The 20120-nt window shown below is 49.2% G+C and carries 15 protein-coding genes, 3 tRNA genes and 3 rRNA genes; 7 read left to right on the forward strand and 14 right to left on the reverse strand.

Annotated features, from left to right (window positions below):
* The first annotated feature begins 18 nt into the window (after positions 1–18).
* From LG384_RS19670 to rrf (LG384_RS19695), 6 genes are all read left to right on the forward strand, one after another.
* Positions 19–95, forward strand: a tRNA-Ile gene (locus tag LG384_RS19670).
* Positions 96–202: 107 nt separating this feature from the next.
* Positions 203–278, forward strand: a tRNA-Ala gene (locus tag LG384_RS19675).
* Between the two features lie 207 nt (positions 279–485).
* Positions 486–3392, forward strand: a 23S ribosomal RNA gene (locus LG384_RS19680).
* A 92-nt stretch (positions 3393–3484) separates the two neighbouring features.
* Positions 3485–3600 (forward strand): 5S ribosomal RNA (gene rrf / locus LG384_RS19685).
* Between the two features lie 153 nt (positions 3601–3753).
* Positions 3754–3829 (forward strand) — tRNA-Thr (locus LG384_RS19690).
* A gap of 38 nt (positions 3830–3867) precedes the next feature.
* Positions 3868–3983 (forward strand): 5S ribosomal RNA (gene rrf / locus LG384_RS19695).
* A gap of 105 nt (positions 3984–4088) precedes the next feature.
* Here the strand turns inward: rrf (LG384_RS19695) and LG384_RS19700 are convergent.
* From LG384_RS19700 to LG384_RS19730, 7 genes are all read right to left on the reverse strand, one after another.
* Complete coding sequence (locus LG384_RS19700; protein ID WP_045448233.1) at positions 4089–4847, reverse strand: amino acid ABC transporter ATP-binding protein; 759 nt, start codon at positions 4845–4847, stop codon at positions 4089–4091.
* A 7-nt stretch (positions 4848–4854) separates the two neighbouring features.
* Entirely contained in the window at positions 4855–5958 is a 1104-nt protein-coding gene (locus LG384_RS19705) for an amino acid ABC transporter permease (protein WP_225761405.1), read from the reverse strand.
* Positions 5959–5967: 9 nt separating this feature from the next.
* Positions 5968–7149, reverse strand: coding sequence for an amino acid ABC transporter permease (locus LG384_RS19710; RefSeq protein ID WP_045448229.1), 1182 nt, complete (start codon positions 7147–7149; stop codon positions 5968–5970).
* 69 nt (positions 7150–7218) lie between these two features.
* On the reverse strand, positions 7219–8244 hold the full coding sequence (locus LG384_RS19715) for an amino acid ABC transporter substrate-binding protein (protein WP_045448227.1): 1026 nt from the start codon (positions 8242–8244) through the stop codon (positions 7219–7221).
* 441 nt (positions 8245–8685) lie between these two features.
* Positions 8686–8907 carry a lipoprotein gene (locus tag LG384_RS19720; protein WP_003025292.1) on the reverse strand — a complete coding sequence of 74 codons (222 nt, stop codon included), beginning with the start codon at positions 8905–8907 and terminating at the stop codon, positions 8686–8688.
* A 261-nt stretch (positions 8908–9168) separates the two neighbouring features.
* A complete protein-coding gene (locus LG384_RS19725) occupies positions 9169–12282 on the reverse strand; it encodes an efflux RND transporter permease subunit (protein WP_045448225.1) in 3114 nt (1037 codons plus the stop codon).
* Positions 12283–12293: 11 nt separating this feature from the next.
* Complete coding sequence (locus tag LG384_RS19730; RefSeq protein ID WP_048220461.1) at positions 12294–13457, reverse strand: efflux RND transporter periplasmic adaptor subunit; 1164 nt, start codon at positions 13455–13457, stop codon at positions 12294–12296.
* A gap of 412 nt (positions 13458–13869) precedes the next feature.
* Here LG384_RS19730 and envR point away from each other — a divergent pair, with 412 nt between their 5' ends.
* Positions 13870–14526 (forward strand): acrEF/envCD operon transcriptional regulator, encoded by a 657-nt coding sequence (gene envR / locus LG384_RS19735; RefSeq protein WP_045448222.1) that lies wholly within the window; start codon positions 13870–13872, stop codon positions 14524–14526.
* 52 nt (positions 14527–14578) lie between these two features.
* Here the strand turns inward: envR and LG384_RS19740 are convergent, their stop codons facing one another.
* The 7 genes from LG384_RS19740 to LG384_RS19770 all read right to left on the reverse strand — a co-directional run bounded on the left by LG384_RS19740 (position 14579) and on the right by LG384_RS19770 (position 20022).
* Positions 14579–14743: a DUF2556 family protein gene (locus LG384_RS19740; protein ID WP_003025279.1), complete on the reverse strand. Its 165-nt coding sequence runs from the start codon at positions 14741–14743 to the stop codon at positions 14579–14581.
* Between the two features lie 82 nt (positions 14744–14825).
* Complete coding sequence (yhdJ, locus tag LG384_RS19745; RefSeq protein ID WP_200010118.1) at positions 14826–15710, reverse strand: adenine-specific DNA-methyltransferase; 885 nt, start codon at positions 15708–15710, stop codon at positions 14826–14828.
* An 87-nt stretch (positions 15711–15797) separates the two neighbouring features.
* Entirely contained in the window at positions 15798–16094 is a 297-nt protein-coding gene (gene fis / locus LG384_RS19750) for a DNA-binding transcriptional regulator Fis (RefSeq protein ID WP_000462905.1), read from the reverse strand.
* A 25-nt stretch (positions 16095–16119) separates the two neighbouring features.
* Positions 16120–17085, reverse strand: a complete 966-nt coding sequence (gene dusB, locus LG384_RS19755) for a tRNA dihydrouridine synthase DusB (protein ID WP_045448220.1) — start codon at positions 17083–17085, stop codon at positions 16120–16122.
* Between the two features lie 360 nt (positions 17086–17445).
* Entirely contained in the window at positions 17446–18327 is an 882-nt protein-coding gene (prmA, locus tag LG384_RS19760) for a 50S ribosomal protein L11 methyltransferase (RefSeq protein WP_048220462.1), read from the reverse strand.
* An 11-nt stretch (positions 18328–18338) separates the two neighbouring features.
* The gene (gene panF, locus LG384_RS19765) at positions 18339–19790 is read right to left on the reverse strand and encodes a sodium/pantothenate symporter (protein WP_045448216.1); all 1452 of its coding nucleotides are present in this window, start codon (positions 19788–19790) and stop codon (positions 18339–18341) included.
* Positions 19780–20022: a YhdT family protein gene (locus LG384_RS19770; protein WP_048220464.1), complete on the reverse strand. Its 243-nt coding sequence runs from the start codon at positions 20020–20022 to the stop codon at positions 19780–19782. Before LG384_RS19770 ends, panF begins: the two co-directional genes overlap by 11 nt.
* Positions 20023–20120: the final 98 nt, after the last annotated feature.

Consider the following 20120-nt stretch of genomic DNA (forward strand, 5'->3'; position numbering starts at 1 on the left):
GCAGTAAGAAATCTCTGCAGGCTTGTAGCTCAGGTGGTTAGAGCGCACCCCTGATAAGGGTGAGGTCGGTGGTTCAAGTCCACTCAGGCCTACCAAATTTTACCTGAATACTGCGTTGTGAAATAACTCACATACTTAAGTATGCTTCGTTATTCCACGCCTTGTCTCAGGAAAAATTATCGGTACATGAGATGACTTCGATGGGGCTATAGCTCAGCTGGGAGAGCGCCTGCTTTGCACGCAGGAGGTCTGCGGTTCGATCCCGCATAGCTCCACCATTACTTACTGCAAAAATACCAAGAAAACTTCAGAGTGTACCTGAAAAGGTTCACTGCGAAGTTTTGCTCTTTAAAAATCTGGATCAAGCTGAAAATTGAAACGACACACTGTGTCTGTTCTCCGTAATAAGAACAGATAAGCGGTGTGTTCGAGTCTCTCAAATTTTCGCAAGTCGAAATGTTTTACGAAACATCTTCGGGTTGTGAGGTTAAGCGACTAAGCGTACACGGTGGATGCCCTGGCAGTCAGAGGCGATGAAGGACGTGCTAATCTGCGATAAGCGTCGGTAAGGTGATATGAACCGTTATAACCGGCGATTTCCGAATGGGGAAACCCAGTGTGATTCGTCACACTATCATTACGTGAATACATAGCGTAATGAAGCGAACCGGGGGAACTGAAACATCTAAGTACCCCGAGGAAAAGAAATCAACCGAGATTCCCCCAGTAGCGGCGAGCGAACGGGGAGCAGCCCAGAGTCTGAATCAGCATGTGTGGTAGTGGAACGGTCTGGAAAGTCCGACGGTACAGGGTGATAGTCCCGTACACAAAATCACACATGTTGTGAACTCGAAGAGTAGGGCGGGACACGTGGTATCCTGTCTGAATATGGGGGGACCATCCTCCAAGGCTAAATACTCCTGACTGACCGATAGTGAACCAGTACCGTGAGGGAAAGGCGAAAAGAACCCCGGCGAGGGGAGTGAAAAAGAACCTGAAACCGTGTACGTACAAGCAGTGGGAGCCTCTTTATGGGGTGACTGCGTACCTTTTGTATAATGGGTCAGCGACTTATATTCTGTAGCAAGGTTAACCGAATAGGGGAGCCGAAGGGAAACCGAGTCTTAACTGGGCGTTAAGTTGCAGGGTATAGACCCGAAACCCGGTGATCTAGCCATGGGCAGGTTGAAGGTTGGGTAACACTAACTGGAGGACCGAACCGACTAATGTTGAAAAATTAGCGGATGACTTGTGGCTGGGGGTGAAAGGCCAATCAAACCGGGAGATAGCTGGTTCTCCCCGAAAGCTATTTAGGTAGCGCCTCGTGAATTCATCTTCGGGGGTAGAGCACTGTTTCGGCTAGGGGGTCATCCCGACTTACCAACCCGATGCAAACTGCGAATACCGAAGAATGTTATCACGGGAGACACACGGCGGGTGCTAACGTCCGTCGTGAAGAGGGAAACAACCCAGACCGCCAGCTAAGGTCCCAAAGTCATGGTTAAGTGGGAAACGATGTGGGAAGGCACAGACAGCCAGGATGTTGGCTTAGAAGCAGCCATCATTTAAAGAAAGCGTAATAGCTCACTGGTCGAGTCGGCCTGCGCGGAAGATGTAACGGGGCTAAACCATGCACCGAAGCTGCGGCAGCGACACTATGTGTTGTTGGGTAGGGGAGCGTTCTGTAAGCCGTTGAAGGTGTCCTGTGAGGGATGCTGGAGGTATCAGAAGTGCGAATGCTGACATAAGTAACGATAATGCGGGTGAAAAACCCGCACGCCGGAAGACCAAGGGTTCCTGTCCAACGTTAATCGGGGCAGGGTGAGTCGACCCCTAAGGCGAGGCCGAAAGGCGTAGTCGATGGGAAACAGGTTAATATTCCTGTACTTGGTGTTACTGCGAAGGGGGGACGGAGAAGGCTATGTTAGCCGGGCGACGGTTGTCCCGGTTTAAGCATGTAGGCGGAGGTTCCAGGTAAATCCGGTACCTTATTAACGCTGAGGTGTGATGACGAGGCACTACGGTGCTGAAGTAACAAATGCCCTGCTTCCAGGAAAAGCCTCTAAGCATCAGGTAACACGAAATCGTACCCCAAACCGACACAGGTGGTCAGGTAGAGAATACCAAGGCGCTTGAGAGAACTCGGGTGAAGGAACTAGGCAAAATGGTGCCGTAACTTCGGGAGAAGGCACGCTGATATGTAGGTGAAGTGATTTACTCATGGAGCTGAAATCAGTCGAAGATACCAGCTGGCTGCAACTGTTTATTAAAAACACAGCACTGTGCAAACACGAAAGTGGACGTATACGGTGTGACGCCTGCCCGGTGCCGGAAGGTTAATTGATGGGGTTATCCGTAAGGAGAAGCTCTTGATCGAAGCCCCGGTAAACGGCGGCCGTAACTATAACGGTCCTAAGGTAGCGAAATTCCTTGTCGGGTAAGTTCCGACCTGCACGAATGGCGTAATGATGGCCAGGCTGTCTCCACCCGAGACTCAGTGAAATTGAACTCGCTGTGAAGATGCAGTGTACCCGCGGCAAGACGGAAAGACCCCGTGAACCTTTACTATAGCTTGACACTGAACACTGGTCCTTGATGTGTAGGATAGGTGGGAGGCTTTGAAGTGTGGACGCCAGTCTGCATGGAGCCAACCTTGAAATACCACCCTTTAATGGCTGGTGTTCTAACGTAGACCCGTGATCCGGGTTGCGGACAGTGTCTGGTGGGTAGTTTGACTGGGGCGGTCTCCTCCTAAAGAGTAACGGAGGAGCACGAAGGTTAGCTAATCCTGGTCGGACATCAGGAGGTTAGTGCAAAGGCATAAGCTAGCTTGACTGCGAGAGTGACGGCTCGAGCAGGTGCGAAAGCAGGTCTTAGTGATCCGGTGGTTCTGAATGGAAGGGCCATCGCTCAACGGATAAAAGGTACTCCGGGGATAACAGGCTGATACCGCCCAAGAGTTCATATCGACGGCGGTGTTTGGCACCTCGATGTCGGCTCATCACATCCTGGGGCTGAAGTAGGTCCCAAGGGTATGGCTGTTCGCCATTTAAAGTGGTACGCGAGCTGGGTTTAGAACGTCGTGAGACAGTTCGGTCCCTATCTGCCGTGGGCGCTGGAGAATTGAGGGGGGCTGCTCCTAGTACGAGAGGACCGGAGTGGACGCATCACTGGTGTTCGGGTTGTCATGCCAATGGCATTGCCCGGTAGCTAAATGCGGAAGAGATAAGTGCTGAAAGCATCTAAGCACGAAACTTGCCCCGAGATGAGTTCTCCCTGACTCTTTAAGAGTCCTGAAGGAACGTTGAAGACGACGACGTTGATAGGTCGGGTGTGTAAGTGTAGCGATACATTGAGCTAACCGATACTAATGAACCGTGAGGCTTAACCTTACAACGCCGAAGCTGTTTTGGCGAAGAGACGAAATTTCAGCTTGATAACAGATTAAATTGACATGCGAAAGCGTGTTGATAAACAGAATTTGCCTGGCGGCTGTAGCGCGGTGGTCCCACCTGACCCCATGCCGAACTCAGAAGTGAAACGCCGTAGCGCCGATGGTAGTGTGGGGTCTCCCCATGCGAGAGTAGGGAACTGCCAGGCATCAAATTAAGAAGTATGGCATTGACCTTTGAGGCAGTTCACTACTCGATAAGAGAGTAGGACAAAAGCGAGAGCTTTTGAACGTTGCGAAGCAACGGCCCGAAGGGTGGATCACGCAGTGATTCATAAACTGCCAGGCATCAAATTTAGTGTGCTGATATGGCTCAGTTGGTAGAGCGCACCCTTGGTAAGGGTGAGGTCCCCAGTTCGACTCTGGGTATCAGCACCAGTTTTTAGGTTAAAGTTCGGCGCTTAGAAAAGAATTTGTCTGGCGGCTGTAGCGCGGTGGTCCCACCTGACCCCATGCCGAACTCAGAAGTGAAACGCCGTAGCGCCGATGGTAGTGTGGGGTCTCCCCATGCGAGAGTAGGGAACTGCCAGACATCAAATAAGTGAAAAGGCCCATCCGTCAGGATGGGCCTTTTTGCATTTGCGAATTGTGGAGTATGCCGGATGGCGGCGTAAACAGCTTATCCGGCTTGCAGGTTTTAATGTATGACCTGTGATAAAAATGCTCGGGTACGCTCGGATTTCGGATGGGCAAAAAATTCGTCTGGTGGCGCCTGTTCAACAATCTCGCCAAGATCCATAAAGATCACCCTGTCTGCAACTGTTCGGGCAAACCCCATTTCATGAGTAACACAAAGCATTGTCATTCCCGATTGCGCCAGGCCTATCATGGTATCGAGTACTTCTTTTACCATTTCAGGGTCCAGTGCTGATGTGGGCTCATCGAACAACATGATTTTGGGTTTCATGCACAGTGAACGCGCAATGGCCACGCGCTGTTGCTGCCCACCGGAAATTTGTCCAGGGTATTTATGCGCATGTTCAGCAATACGCACTCGTTCAAGGTAGTGCATTGCCAGAGCTTCAGCCTCTTTCTTTGGCATCTTCTGAACCCAGACAGGAGCCAGTGTGCAGTTTTGCAGGACGGTTAAATGAGGAAAGAGATTAAAGTGTTGAAAGACCATTCCAACTTCTTGTCTGACGCGTTCAATATTGCGGATGTCCTCATTGAGCTCAATTCCATCTACAACAATACGCCCTTGCTGATGCTCTTCCAGATGGTTAATACAACGGATCGTTGTTGATTTACCGGATCCAGAAGGTCCGCATAATACGATACGTTCTCCCTGTTTTACCTCCAGGTTTATGTTTTTCAGAACGTGAAACTGTCCATACCATTTGTTGACGTTTTCCAGCGTAATCATCGCGTCGTTAGACTGTATTAATAATTGGCTCATAATTTCCTCAGTGCGGTGTACGCCCGGTGCTAAAACGTTTTTCCAGATGCTGGCTATAACGTGACATGCTGAAGCAGAAAACCCAGTAAATCAGCGCGGCAAAAACATATCCTTCTGTCGACATACCAAGCCAGGCAGGGTCGACGGTGGCTTGTTGTACGCTGCTGAAAAGGTCAAACAGACCGATAATAATGACCAGACTGGTATCCTTGAAGAGGGCGATGATCGTGTTAACCAGGCCGGGGATAACCAGTTTGAGGGCTTGCGGAAGTATGACCAGCCCTTGGGTTTTCCAGTAGCCAAGCGCCAGTGATTCGGCGGCTTCATACTGGCCTTTCGGGAGGGCCTGCAATCCCCCACGCACCACCTCTGCGACATAAGCTGACTGGAAAAGAATTACACCGACCAGCGCCCGAATAAGTTTGTCGATGCTGGTGCCTTCCGACATAAACAGCGGGAGCATGACTGACGACATAAACAGGACAGTGATCAGCGGCACACCACGCCAGAACTCAATGAAAATGACGGATAAAACCCGCACGACAGGCATATGGGAACGGCGCCCCAACGCCAGTAAGATCCCCCATGGGAGCGCGCCTGCAATACCAACAGAGGCTATGATCAGGGTGAGTGTCAGTCCACCCCACTGGCGTGTTTCCACGCGATCGAGACCGAGAAAACCACCGTACAACAGCCACCAGACGATAACCGGATAAACCACCGCCCAGAAGGCGATATAGCGACCACGATGAGGTATCGCTTTCCAGAACATCGGTGCGATAGAGAGTAGGCCGATAATCAGAGCCAGATTAACCCGCCAGCGCTGATCGTGTGGATAGAGCCCATACATGAATTGTCCGAAGCGTTCATGGATAAACACCCAGCACGCTCCCGCTTTTGTACAATCTGCCCGGGTAGAACCTATCCAGTTGGCCTGCAGAAATGCCCAGTTCAGCAATGGGGGAATGAACATCCACATGAGCCATATGCATAACAGAGTGAGCAAACTGTTTGACCAACTGGAAAATAGATTTTTACGCACCCAAAATATCACGCGGCCAGCATGATTACTGCTCTGGCGCGAGGGGTGAGACAGTAGTGCTTTTGTCATCATGACTCCTTAGCGCTCAATGAGTGCGATACGACGGTTGTATATATTCATTAACAGAGAAATGCTCAGACTGATGATCAGGTAAACCGACATAGTGATGGCGATGGTTTCAATAGCCTGCCCGGTTTGATTCAGTACGGTTCCGGCAAACAGTGAAACCATATCCGGGTAGCCAATGGCGGCAGCAAGGGATGAATTCTTTACGATATTCAGATACTGGCTGGTCAGTGGTGGAATGATGACGCGGAGCGCCTGCGGGATGATCACCTGACGGAGCGTTACCGGATTGGGAAGGCCCAAAGAACGGGCTGCTTCATGTTGACCATAAGGAACAGCCTGAATACCGGCCCGAATAATTTCTGCAATAAATGCAGATGTATACACTGAAAGCGCCAGTGTTAACGCCGCCAGTTCTGGGATAAGTACCATGCCGCCGCGGAAGTTAAAACCGCGCAGTTCGGGTATATCCCAGTGGAGCGCTGCGCCAAAAATCCATTGTGAAATCATCGGCAAAAACACGATCAGCGCCAGTGCTGTTGGCCACGTTCTGCGTAATTGACCTGTTTTTGTCTGGTACATTTTATTGAAACGAAATAGCCCAATAGTTACGACTGCAGCAATCATGAGTGCAGCGCAAAAGGCAAAAAGACCTTCTCCCATCTGCGGCGCCGGAATATAGAGTCCCCGGTTACTCAGGAAAACGAGATCCAGCGCACTGACGGCCTGACGGGGACCCGGCAAATTGCGTAGTACGGCAAAATACCAAAAGAAGATTTGCAGCAGCGGCGGAATATTGCGGAACGTTTCGATATAAATTGTAGATAGCTTACGCAGCAACCAGTTATCTGACAAACGTGCCAGTCCAAGAAAGAAGCCGAGAAATGAAGCAAAAACAATACATAGTGCTGAGACAAGCAGCGTATTAAGCAGACCGACCAGAAAGACACGCCCATAAGTATCGCCCTGCTCATAATCAATCAGATGTTGAACAATACCAAATCCGGCACTGCGATCGAGAAAAGAGAACCCCGAGGTGATACCGCGACTGCTTAGGTTATTAATCGTATTGTGAATGAGATAGATCGCAATGCTAACGACCGCGATGATGGCAAGAATTTGAAATAACCAGGCGCGGACCGCAGGGTTAGAAAAGGAGAGTGATCCTTTTACGGTTGAGCGGCGATGGTACATAAGAAAACCTCGGTAACAATGACTCTGGGTTGAGCGCCGCAGTTGCGGCGCCCGTTACATCACTTCGCATTAGCGCACCGGTGGCGCATACTGAATGCCGCCGTTATTCCAGAGGTTGTTTTGCCCACGTTTGATCTTCAGTGGACTTTCCGATCCCACGTTACGTTCAAAGATCTCCGAATAGTTTCCTACCTGCTTAATAATGTTGTAAGCCCATTTATTATCCAGCTTCAGATCTTTACCATAGTCTCCCTCTTTGCCTAACAGGTGTGCCATATCCGGTGTTGCGGGATTAGCGGCTTTTTCATCAACGTTTTTCGAGTTAACACCCATCTCTTCAGCATTCAACATGGCAAACAGCGTCCAGCGAACAATAGAGAACCATTCATCATCGCCGCGGCGTACGACAGGCCCCAGTGGTTCTTTAGAGATTACTTCTGGCAGAACAATCCATTCTGAAGGGTTGCTCAATTTGATTCGCAGGGCATACAACTGAGACTGGTCCGAAGCAAGCGTATCGCAGCGGCCTGATTCCAGAGCCTTAGCGGATTCATCGGAGCGATCGAAGGTGACGGGGGTATACTTCATATTGTTGGCCTTAAAATAATCGGCCACGTTCAGTTCAGTATCCGTGCCTGCCTGAATACAAACCGTTGCACCATCGAGTTCTTTTGCGCTCTTCAGACCCGCTTTGTTGTGGGTAAGAAAGCCAATGCCATCGTAATAAGTCACGCCAGTAAAGGACATTCCCATTCCTGCATCACGTGAGGAGGTCCATGTGGTATTACGGGAGAGCATATCGACTTCACCAGACTGTAAAGCGGTGAAGCGTTCTTTAGCGGTGAGCGGGGTGTATTTTACTTTCGTGTCATCACCAAATACGGCCGAGGCAACACCACGACATACATCTACATCAATACCTGAAAACTTACCGCTTGCATCGGCATAGGAAAAGCCTGGTAAGCCGTCACTGATTCCGCATTGCACAAATCCTTTTTTCTTTACGGCATCAAGCGTTGCGCCGGCATGTGCCTGATTTGTAATCGCAAGCAGCACGCCGGCCGCAGCCAGGCTGGCTATTATCATCTTTTTCATAGAGCATCCTGTGTGGAGGAATTATTGTTATGGAAACATCTTTTACCTGTCTGTGGCTTTGGCCATACTCTTTTAAGCAAAGGTAGTGCCAGGTTTTTGCGCTCGAATATTCGGCGCAATAAGCAGAGTGTAGACAGGAAAAAATAAATGCAGCGCCCTGAAGTGGTGCAAAATTGAAACGTACGCCACATTTCAGCGCAAAAATTTAAACAGGATGCCTGATAACAATTTCGGGCGTGAATATTGACCGCGTGAGAATAATGATAAGAAGACGTGTTGTTACGAAAAGCTGAAAAAATGCTAATTTTCAGTCGTGAATATGTGAGGGGAATCTATAATGATTTTATTTCAGGGCCAAAGCTTTAAACCATCATTTTGTCTTATATAAAGATATCTTCTTTATTGTTAAAAGCGCGGCTATTACCGCGCTTTTAACATGATTTATTTCGTCAAGGCAACTATCCCAAGTGTCAGACCGGCAACAGCGGCTGCACCACCGGCGATCGCACCTGCTGTTTCCCAGTTATCCTGCGTGGTGCCTTTCATACAGGTATTGGTATGAACCAGACGGCCCTGGTCGTCATATACAGGTACGCAAGGAGAATCGTGTGCACAGCCCGCCAGAAATGCTGTAAGCAATGCAACGGATATTAATCTTTTCATGGTGTTACCTCTAAAATAAACGTTTCGCTAAAAAAGCAAAGACAGGCGCTAAGCTATCTGCGAAATCGAGGGGTATTTTACCACTTCTTAAAAAAAGACTGACATGAGGAATAATCTCAATTCATGTGGATTGTAAACATAATGAATAGAACGGGGAATTTTGGAACCATGTGCTAAAAAAAAAGAATGGCTATCTTATTAATAAATAAAGAGGTCATTATCAGGTAAAAAAGGCGCCCGGAGACGCCTTTATTTTACAATTTAATCGCGATGCTGGCTAAAACGCCGTTTAACGACAACAAAAAAGACGGGAACGAAGAAGATCGCCAACAATGTAGCCGTGAGCATGCCCCCCATAACACCTGTGCCGACGGCATTCTGCGCACCGCTACCTGCACCATTACTGATAACCAGAGGCATAACCCCCAGAATAAAGGCCAGAGATGTCATCAGGATAGGACGCAGACGCATACGGGAGGCCTCCAGAGTCGCCTCAATCAACCCTTTGCCCTCTTTATCCATCAGGTCTTTAGCAAATTCGACAATCAGGATGGCGTTTTTGGCAGAGAGGCCGATAGTTGTTAACAGGCCGACCTGGAAGTACACATCGTTATTCATCCCGCGAAGCGATGCCGCCAGCAGCGCACCAACGACACCGAGCGGGACGACAAGCATGACGGAGAATGGAATCGACCAGCTCTCATACAGTGCTGCAAGGCAAAGGAAGACAACGATTAGCGAGATGGCATACAACGCTGGTGCCTGGTTACCTGACAGTCGTTCCTGATAGGACATTCCCGTCCAGTCATGGCCAATACCGTTAGGCAGTTTTTCCGCCAGGCTTTCCATCAGCGCCATTGCTTCACCGGTACTTTTGCCTGGTGCCGCTTCGCCTAACAGCTCCATAGATGGCATACCGTTGTAGCGTTCCAGTCTCGGTGAGCCGTAAATCCAGTGCGCTGAACTGAATGTGGAGAAAGGTACCATTTCGCCATTGGCGCTGCGAACATACAGATTATTGATGTCTTCCGGCAACATACGAAATTTTGCATCTGCCTGAACATACACTTTTTTCACGCGACCGCGGTCAATGAAATCATTGACGTAGTAGCCGCCCAGCGCAGCGGAGATGGTTTCGTTAATATCTGACAAGGAAACACCAAGCGCTTGCGCTTTTTCCTGATCAACATCCAGCTTAAACTGCGCAGTATCCTCAAGGCCGTTGGGGCGTACACGTACCAGCAAATCAGGATGTTGTGCCACCATGCCTAGCAGCTGATTACGTGCCTGCGTTAAGGCTGAGTGTCCCAGCCCTCCCTGATCAATCAGCTCAAAATCGAAGCCGGTTGCGGTGCCCAATTCAACAATGGCTGGCATGTTGAAGGGGAATACCAGGCCATCACGAATCTGACTAAATGCCCGAGTTGCTCGGGCAATTACAGATTCAACGTTATTCTCATCGCCGCTACGCTCTTCCCAGGGTTTGAGGCTGACAAATGCCATCCCTGAGTTTTGCCCCTGTCCACTGAAGCTAAAGCCGTTAACCGTAAAGACGCTTTTGACGTTGGCTTTCTCATTATTCAGATAGTAGTGGGTAACTTGATCCAGCACTTTCTGAGTACGCTCTTGTGTTGCACCGGCTGGTAGCTGAATCATCGTCAGGAACACACCCTGATCTTCCTCTGGCAGGAAGGAGGTAGGCAGGCGTATAAACAGCACCGCCATGCCAATAACAATGATCAGATAGACCGCCAGATAGCGACCCGTTTTACGAATTATACCGCTGACGCTATTGGTGTAGTGGTTGACGCTGTAATCGAATTTGGTATTAAACCAGCCAAAGAAACCACTTTTTTTCTCGTGGTGCTCTGCAGATACCGGCTTGAGCAATGTTGCACAAAGGGCGGGAGTCAGAATCAACGCCACCAGTACTGAAAGCGCCATTGCAGAAACAATAGTAATAGAGAACTGTCGGTAAATTGCCCCGGTTGAACCTCCAAAGAAGGCCATTGGGATAAACACCGCAGATAGCACCATGGCAATACCAACCAGCGCCCCCTGTATTTGTGACATGGATTTTTCTGTCGCTTCTCTGGGCGGCAGATTGTCTTCCATCATCACGCGCTCCACGTTTTCTACTACGACTATCGCATCATCGACCAGCAGGCCGATGGCGAGTACCATGCCGAACATTGTCAGGGTGTTTATCGAGTAGCCAAATGCAGCAAGTACGGCGAATGTCCCCAACAGCACCACAGGCACAGCGATAGTCGGAATTAGCGTTGCGCGAATGTTTTGCAGAAACAGGTACATCACCAGGAAAACCAGTACGATCGCTTCAAACAGCGTTTTTACCACCTCGTGAATAGAGATGGTAACAAACGGTGTGGTGTCGTACGGATAGACTACCTGCATTCCCTGAGGGAAGAACGGCTGTAATTCAGTCAGTTTTGCTTTGATTGCGTTGGCGGTATCCAGAGCGTTTGCACCGGTTGCCAGCTTAATACCCAGACCGGATGCCGGTTTACCGTTAATACGTGCAACGACGTTGTAGTTTTCACCCCCCAACTCAATGCGTGCAACGTCCTTGAGGTGAACAACAGAACCGTCGCTGTTCACGCGTAAGGTCACTTTGCCAAACTCTTCAGGATCTTTCAGTCGCGTTTGCGCAATGATAGAGGCGTTGAGCTGTTGGTTAGGTAAGGCAGGTGTCCCCCCTAACTGACCTGCGGCGATCTGGTCGTTTTGTACTTTCAACTGGTTAATGACATCAACCGGCGTGAGTTGATACTTGTTCAATAAATTCGCATCCAGCCAGATACGCATGGCGTACTGCGCGCCAAACAGCTGCACGTCACCTACGCCGTTCAGCCGGCTGATAGAGTCTTTAATGTTGGAAGCGACATAGTCAGAGATGTCATCCTGAGTTGTCTGCGGGTTGTCAGAAACAAACCCCGCGACCATCAAAAAGCTGCTACTTGATTTCTCAACGGCGATACCCTGCTGTTGAACTTCTTGAGGCAGTAAAGGTGTCGCGAGCTGCAGTTTGTTTTGTACCTGAACCTGTGCGATATCGGGATCGGTGCCGGACTGGAACGTTAACGTAATGGTTACGCTCCCGGCCGAATCGCTGGTGGAGGACATATACATCAGGTTATCGATACCGTTCATGTTTTGTTCGATAACCTGCGTTACGGTATCCTGCACCGTCTGTGCATCCGCGCCTGGGTAGGTCGCAGAAATCGCTACGGCAGGGGGGGCAATAGTTGGGTACTGCGCCACGGGCAGTTGCATGATTGCCAGAGCGCCCGCCATCATCAGAATGATGGCCAGTACCCAGGCAAAGATAGGTCGCCTAATAAAAAAGTTTGCCATGTCCGGTTACCTTATTGTGTGGCTTTCGCGGCTGGAGTTTCGGTATCGGCGGTCGCTTTTACCTGCACTCCCGGACGAGCTTTTTGTAATCCGCTGACGATAACTTTGTCGCCCGGTTGTAAGCCTTCGCTTATGAGCCATTTGTCACCAATGGCTTGTACGGCCACAACGGCATGAGCTTCGACCTGGTTCTTATCATTGACGACCATCACGGTTGCATCTCCGCGAGGTGTACGTGTCACACCCTGTTGTGGAACAAGAATGGCGTTAGGTTGGATACCTTCATCGATGCGGGCGCGTACAAACATGCCTGGCAGTAGAGAGTGCTGTGGGTTAGGGAAAACGGCTCTCAGGGTGATGGATCCGGTACTCTCGTCAACCGTCACGTCAGAAAATTGCAAAGAACCTTTCAGCGGGTATGACTGGCCATTCTCCATCACCAGTTCAACGGTACTGCTGGTGTTGTCTTTATGTAGGCTACCTTGTGCAACAGACTGTTTGAGCCGCATAAAATCGCTACTGGACTGCGTCACGTCGACGTAAATGGGATCAAGCTGTTGCACGGTGGCTAACGCTGTCGCCTGACCATTGGTAACTAACGCACCTTCGGTAACGTTAGATTTACCGATACGTCCGCTAATGGGCGATGTCACTTTGGTGTAAGCGAGATTGATACGAGCGCTTTCAACCGCAGCTTTGGCGGCGATGACGGAGGCGTCGGCCTGACGAGCATCAGCAATGGCTTGATCGTACTCTTGCTGGCTGATGTACTTTGTTCCGACCAACGGGACATAACGTTTTACTGTTAAATGGGCGATAGCCGCTGCGGCCTCGCTTTTTGCCAGTTCACCTTTGGCGCTATCATAGTCGGCCTGATAAGTTGCGGGATCAATCTGATAAAGCGACTTGCCTGCTTCAACATCACTCCCTTCAGTGAAATTCCTTTTCAGCACAATCCCGCTGACCTGAGGGCGAACTTCTGCAATACGGAAGGCTGTTGTACGGCCCGGCAATTCAGTCGTAACGGCTAAGGGGGCAGATTCCACAACATGGACAGTAACCTGTGGCTCGGCAGGATGAGTTTGTGTTTCTCCCTGATCGTTACAACCGGCGAGTAATGCAGTGGAGATGATAATGAATGAGGGCAGGAGTGAGAGCCTGGCATTTTTCGTCATTACTTTTCCTTAAAAACCGAAAGCTCGTTATTTACCGGATAACGGCAAGGCGATAACGCGCGCAAATAAAATAATAGTTGGCTATCCTACAAATTATTAGCTTGCGATGTAAGTAATACTTATTTTGCTGTACGATGCACGGCACATAAAAACAAAAAAAGATTAATCAGCTACCTTTTCGTTAGCAGGAAGTATGCAATGACCTGATGCAGGTAAACACATGTTGAAATAAACATTTGCCTAATGAATATATTAACTAATTTTTATTTGTTTTGATTATTTATGTATGTTGCACGTAATGAAATATTTTAGATCTCGTCTAAATAAATGCGAAGTGATACATTTGCTCCATATGGCAAATATTTGATAAGAAAGTTTATCAATTCCTATTCTGTCCCAGGTATTTGAAACCATGGCTAAAAAAACGAAAGCTGATGCCCTCAAAACACGACAGCATCTCATTGAAACAGCGATTGTACAGTTTGCTCTACGTGGTGTAGGCAATACGACGCTAAACGACATTGCGGATGCCGCCAACGTGACGCGAGGCGCAATCTATTGGCATTTCGAAAATAAGATCCAACTGTTTAATGAGTTATGGCTACAGCAACCCCCTTTGCGCGATCTTATTCAGGACAGACTCATTGGACGCTGGGGTAATAATCCGTTACAGCGATTGCGAGAAAAACTGGTCGTTGGTTTGCAGTATATTGCTGAGATACCTCGTCAGCAGGCATTAATGCAGATTCTATATCATAAGTGTGAATTCAATAGCGATATGATATCAGAGCAGGAAATTCGCGATAAAATAGGACTAAGTCATCAGAGTATCCGTAAATCTTTACAGGAATGTATGGATGAAAACCTTATCGCAAGCAGTCTAGATTTAGACGTTATTATAATTATTCTCCATGGGAGTTTCAGTGGGATAATAAAAAACTGGCTAATGAATCCAGCAAGTTATGATCTGTATGGGCAAGCGCCGGTATTAGTGGATAACGTATTAAAAATGCTAAGCCCTGATGGCTGTGTGATGCAGTTGATCAAGAGTGAAAATCAGGTTGGGTAGTTTCAGCCGCCATGGCCTGACGGCTGCTATAAAACATCTGTTACCGTGCGTGCTATTCGAGGTCGACGCAGTTGACCAGCTTGAGGGGATTCACTGAATTCATATTCCGGCACTTATCGTGCTCTGTTGTCATCAACTCTATCCACTGTATGAGCAGCGCATCAAAAAGAAAAACGAAGACCGCAAAAACAACCAGCCACCAATACTTGCGAATCATTACCAAATCCTGTGTATTCATGCCCAAGTGTGCTGGGAATATACACGAAATCCAAAAGCTGAAAAGCAGACTTACAATGCTTTTACTTTGTTGAGATCTTGCCGCTATTTTCAGTTAATCGACTCTTTTTAGACCGATTATTGGTCTTTCGCTTTTTTATCTTTGCAAGCTCATTCTCTGAAAAATGGGAGCTGACACCCAGTCTCCTGAGTCCCATTTTTACGTATTCATCATTGATCTCAATCCCAACGAATTTGCGACCCAGTTCCACTGCAGTAGCCCCGGTGGTGAAACTGCCTGCAAACGGATCTAACACCACGTCATCTGAGTTAGAGGATGCCAGAATGATACGCTCTAACAGGGCCTTAGGTTTTTGGGTTGGATGATTTTCGTATTCATCCATCAGGTAGCGAACGCGCGGGAACTCCCAAACATTGCCAGGTACTTTTTTCTGATTGTACGGCTGGGGCGGGTTCTTTCTGTAATCGATAAGCGCGCGTTTGGCTCCTGTTTTGGCTTCAACCAGAATATCATCACGATTAAACGTATAGCTTTTCTGATCTTTTACCATCATCAGGATCGGTTCATACATGGAACCAAAGAAGTTTTTGGCCTGGACTGCAGAGCTATCATATGACCACACAATGCGACTTTTAATGGTAAAAAGCTGTCTGCATTTGAGGTCGATATACGGCATGTTCTCTGTGCTGTTCATGATGTACATAGTGCCTTGTGGCTTAAGAATGCGATGGCACTCTTCAATACACTCAAACAACCAGACAAGGAAGGTCTCTTCGTCCCAGGATTCCACCATTCCGTCAAAGTCTTTGCCGATGTTATAAGGTGGGTCGGCAAAAATGAGATCGACGCTTTCGGGTGCGAGCTTTTGCAGTTCAGTTAGCGCATCACCCTGGATTATCTTTTTCGATTCATCGCCAAAATAGACAGGTTCACATCTCGCCTTCATCGCCAAAGCCTCCGTGTGATGCAAATAAAAAAGGCGCTTCCCCATGCCGAGTAGCGCCTTTTAAAACAAACATATCGCTGATTAGTATCAGTTCATGCCGTATTTTTTCAGTTTTTTACGCAGCGTACCACGGTTGATGCCCATCATCAGGGCAGCACGGGTCTGGTTACCGCGGGTGTATTGCATCACCATGTCCAACAGGGGCTGTTCTACTTCAGCCAGTACCAGCTCATAGAGATCATTAACATCCTGACCATTCAGTTGAGCAAAATAGTTCTTCAGTGCCTGTTTAACCGAGTCACGCAGGGGTTTTTGAGTTACCTGATCCTGAGAGTTAACGGTAGAAACGGTCAGTACGTCAGAATTTACGCGTTGTTCGAACATAGTTCTGTCAGCTCTTTATTTCTGTTTACGCAAAATTTTCGAAGTATGCCTCCAACGCCGCCAGCTGTTCGCTGGAATCTTCAATGGCGTTGAATGTGCGCCGAAACTGGTCATTTGGAGCGTGTTCCTGGAGATACCAGGATACGTGTTTACGCGCAATTCGGTACCCTTTTGCCTGACCATAAAAGTCATGCAGTTCCCGAACGTGCGCACAAAGCAAGCGCTTCACCTCTGCCAGAGGCAGCGGGGGCAGCAGCTCCCCAGTGTCCAGATAATGCTGGATTTCCCGAAAGATCCAGGGTCTTCCCTGAGCTGCACGTCCTATCATCAGGGCATCCGCCCCCGTATAGTCGAGCACAGCTCTGGCTTTATGCGGGTCAGTAATGTCGCCATTCGCGATAACCGGAATGGAAACTTTCTGCTTAACTGCCCGAATACTGTCGTACTCAGCATCTCCATTGAACAAACAGGCGCGGGTGCGTCCATGAATGGTCAGAGCCTGAATGCCACAGTCTTCAGCCAGTTGGGCAATCTCTACGCAGTTACGGTGTTCCGGAGCCCAGCCGGTGCGAATCTTGAGTGTGACAGGAACGTCCACTGCATTGACGACCTCGGTTAGTATCGACTTCACTAGATCCGGGTACTGCAAGAGGGCTGAACCTGCGAGCTTACGATTCACTTTTTTAGCCGGACACCCCATATTGATATCAATAATTTGGGCGCCGCTTTCCACGTTAATACGTGCGGCATCGGCCATCTCAACAGGATCGCTGCCGGCAATTTGCACCGTGCGAATTCCTGGCTCATCAACGTGCACCATACGTAAACGAGACTTGTCGCTTTCCCAAACCTGTGGGTTAGAAGACATCATCTCGGATACCGTCAATCCTGCTCCCATCTCATAACACAGCGTCCTGAATGGTCTGTCAGTGATGCCAGCCATAGGTGCTGCGATCAGGCGATTTCTGAGCTGATATTGTCCGATGCGCATGAGTTAAGAAATGACCATACTGTGACTGCAAGGCGGCGTATATTACGCATTTTTTGCACGAGATGAAAGGCCAAACTTTGACCAATCCCCTGAGGTGGATCAATGAATTGCTGGTTGAGTGGACAGTTTCAAAATAAAGTATTTAATAATCATGTGGATACAATAAATCGGTAATTTGGCATCCATTTATAAATTCCGAAAACTTCTCTTTTTTTATTACTATCAGGGTAAGTTGAACAGGATAAAACGCTGTCTTTATGAACAAATAATGGCTTTCGAATGCGATCTCGCTCTCATTTCCGCAAATCCTTTTGCGAAAAAAAGAGCGATCTTAACGTTACCAACGGTAACGAAAGGGGACTATTTCTTCTTACCGGTAATACGACACCACTCTTCTTTCTCGACAACCGGATCGAGTGTAAAGAGATCGGCATAGGCTTCACAGACGCTTTCCGCCTGGCTGGCAAGAATACCGGAAAGGCCCAATAAGCCACCCTCAACGGGCAGTACGCTGATTAATGGTGCCAATTCACGCAATGGGCCGGCGAGGATGTTTGCGACCACTACATCGGCTTTCATGGCCTCTGGCTGGTCTTTTGGCAGATAGAGCTCCAGGCGGTCAGAAACGCCGTTACGCTGTGCGTTATCGCGGCTCGCCTGGATGGCTTGAGGATCAATATCCACACCGATGGCTTTCGCCGCGCCCAGTTTCAGCGCTGCAATCGCCAGGATGCCGGAGCCACAGCCAAAGTCGATAACTGTTTTACCGTTAAGATCGAGGCTGTCGAGCCATTGCAGACACAGAGAGGTCGTTGGGTGAGTACCCGTGCCAAACGCCAGGCCAGGATCCAGCATCACGTTGACGGCGTTTTCGTCCGGCACATCGCGCCAGCTAGGGCAAATCCACAGACGTTCGCCAAAGCGCATTGGGTGGAAGTTATCCATCCATTCGCGCTCCCAGTCTTTATCTTCAAGCTGTTCGATTTTGTGCACGAAGCCAGTGCCCAACAGCGGGTGCTGTTCCAGAAGGGCAATAACTTCTTTCATGTCGGTTTCTGCGTCGAACAGGCCGATAACGTCGGTATCACCCCACAGGCGAGTTTCGCCCGGCAGCGGTTCAAACACCGGCGTATCATGTGTATCCTGGAAGGTGATAGAAACGGCACCCGCTTCCATCAGTGCATCACTTAACTCTTCAGCGTTTGCACCGCTCGTGTTCAGTTTCAGTTGGATCCATGGCATGGCAAAACTCTTTATTTATCAGTAGTCAATATGACGGCTTGCGGGGCGGTAGAACCAAAACGGTTTCCGACCAGGAAAGCCAGCAAACTTAGCAGTAACGAAGGCACAATCGGATGGAAGCCCAGATACTGAACGTTAAAGGTGGCGAGTACGGCATAGAGTACCCCACCGACAATCATGGCGCTCAATGCACCTGTCGCATTCGCTCGTTCCCAATACAGGCCAAGTACCAGAGGCCACAGGAAAACGGCTTCCAGGCCGCCGAACGCCAGCAGGTTAAGCCAGATAATCATCTCTGGCGGCTTCCAGGCAGCCAGCAACAGTAACGCCCCCAACAGCAGGGTGATCACCGCAGACATTCGCTTCAGGCGAGTTTCATTTTGTAGTTGTTCCGGGCGAAGGTTCAGGTAAAGATCTTTAATGATCGTGGCGGAACTTTGCAGCAATTGAGCATTGATCGTCGACATAATCGCTGCCATCGGTGCGGCGAGAAAGATACCGGCAGCAACAGGTGGCAAAACTTTTACCATCAGGGTAGGGATAACCAAATCCGGAACTGTCAGATCAGGGATTACCGCACGTCCCAGTGCGCCTGCCAGATGCATCCCAAACATCAGGATCGCCACCACAATGGTGCCAATGATAATCCCGCGATGTACGGCTTTACTGTCTTTATAGGAAATGCAGCGTACCGCCGTGTGCGGCAGACCAATCACCCCAAAGCACACCAGTACCCAGAATGATGTCATAAAGGTTGGAGACAGAATGTCATCAGCACCCTGCGGTGTCACCAGCTTAGGATCGATGGTTTGCAAGGTTTCTACTGCCTGACTGAGGCCGCCTGCGGCGTGGACTACGCCCACCAGCAAGACGATAGTACCAATCAGCATCACCATGCCTTGCATGGTGTCATTCAGCACGCTGGCGCGAAATCCGCCGAATGCCGTATATAACGCGATACTGATACCAAAGATCAGCAGGCCGGTTTCGTAAGGAATACCCGCAGCAGTCTCCAGCAAACGTGCGCCGCCGATGAATTGCACGGTCATCGCTCCGACAAAAGCCACCAGCAGGCTGAGGCTCGCCAGCCATACCAGTAAACGGCTCTGATAGCGGGCAAACAGCATATCATTGAGGGTTACGGCATTGTAACGGCGCGCCAGAATGGCGAATTTCTTACCGAGAATACCTAACGACAGCCAGACGGCAGGCAACTGGATCATTGCCAGCAATACCCATCCCAACCCGTATTTATATGCCGCGCCGGGGCCGCCAATAAACGAGCTTGCGCTAATGTAGGTTGCAGTTAGCGTCATGGCCAACACGACACCGCCCATGGAGCGACTGCCGAGGAAATACTCATTCAGGAAGGTGCCAGTCGTTCTCTTTCTCATTGCGTAAACGGAAAGACCAAACACCACCAGAAGATAGGCGACAAGCGGCAAAATGACTTCAAGCTGCATCGTCATCCTCCAGAGAAATATCGCGATAGATAAATTTCACCATTGCCCAACACAGCAAAATGAAAACCAATGGTGTCAGCAGACACGCCATCTCGAACCAGTGTGGCAAGCCGGTAAAGCCCAGTGTGGAATCTGGTAAGTAAGCGGTCACTAACCATGTGGCAAGATAGAAAAGGGTCAGCCACAGCGCCCAGCGCGCCTCTTTATGGGCCTGAACAAAACGAGCGTCCATTTTTTGTCCCTTGTGGATAAAGAAAGCGGGGATTGTACATTATGGGACGTACCGGAGGGGAGAAAAACAAAAGGCCGGGAATTCCCGGCCTTTTCAGT

Source organism: Citrobacter sp. Marseille-Q3906 (assembly GCF_916618775.1).
Lineage (GTDB): Bacteria > Pseudomonadota > Gammaproteobacteria > Enterobacterales > Enterobacteriaceae > Citrobacter > Citrobacter murliniae.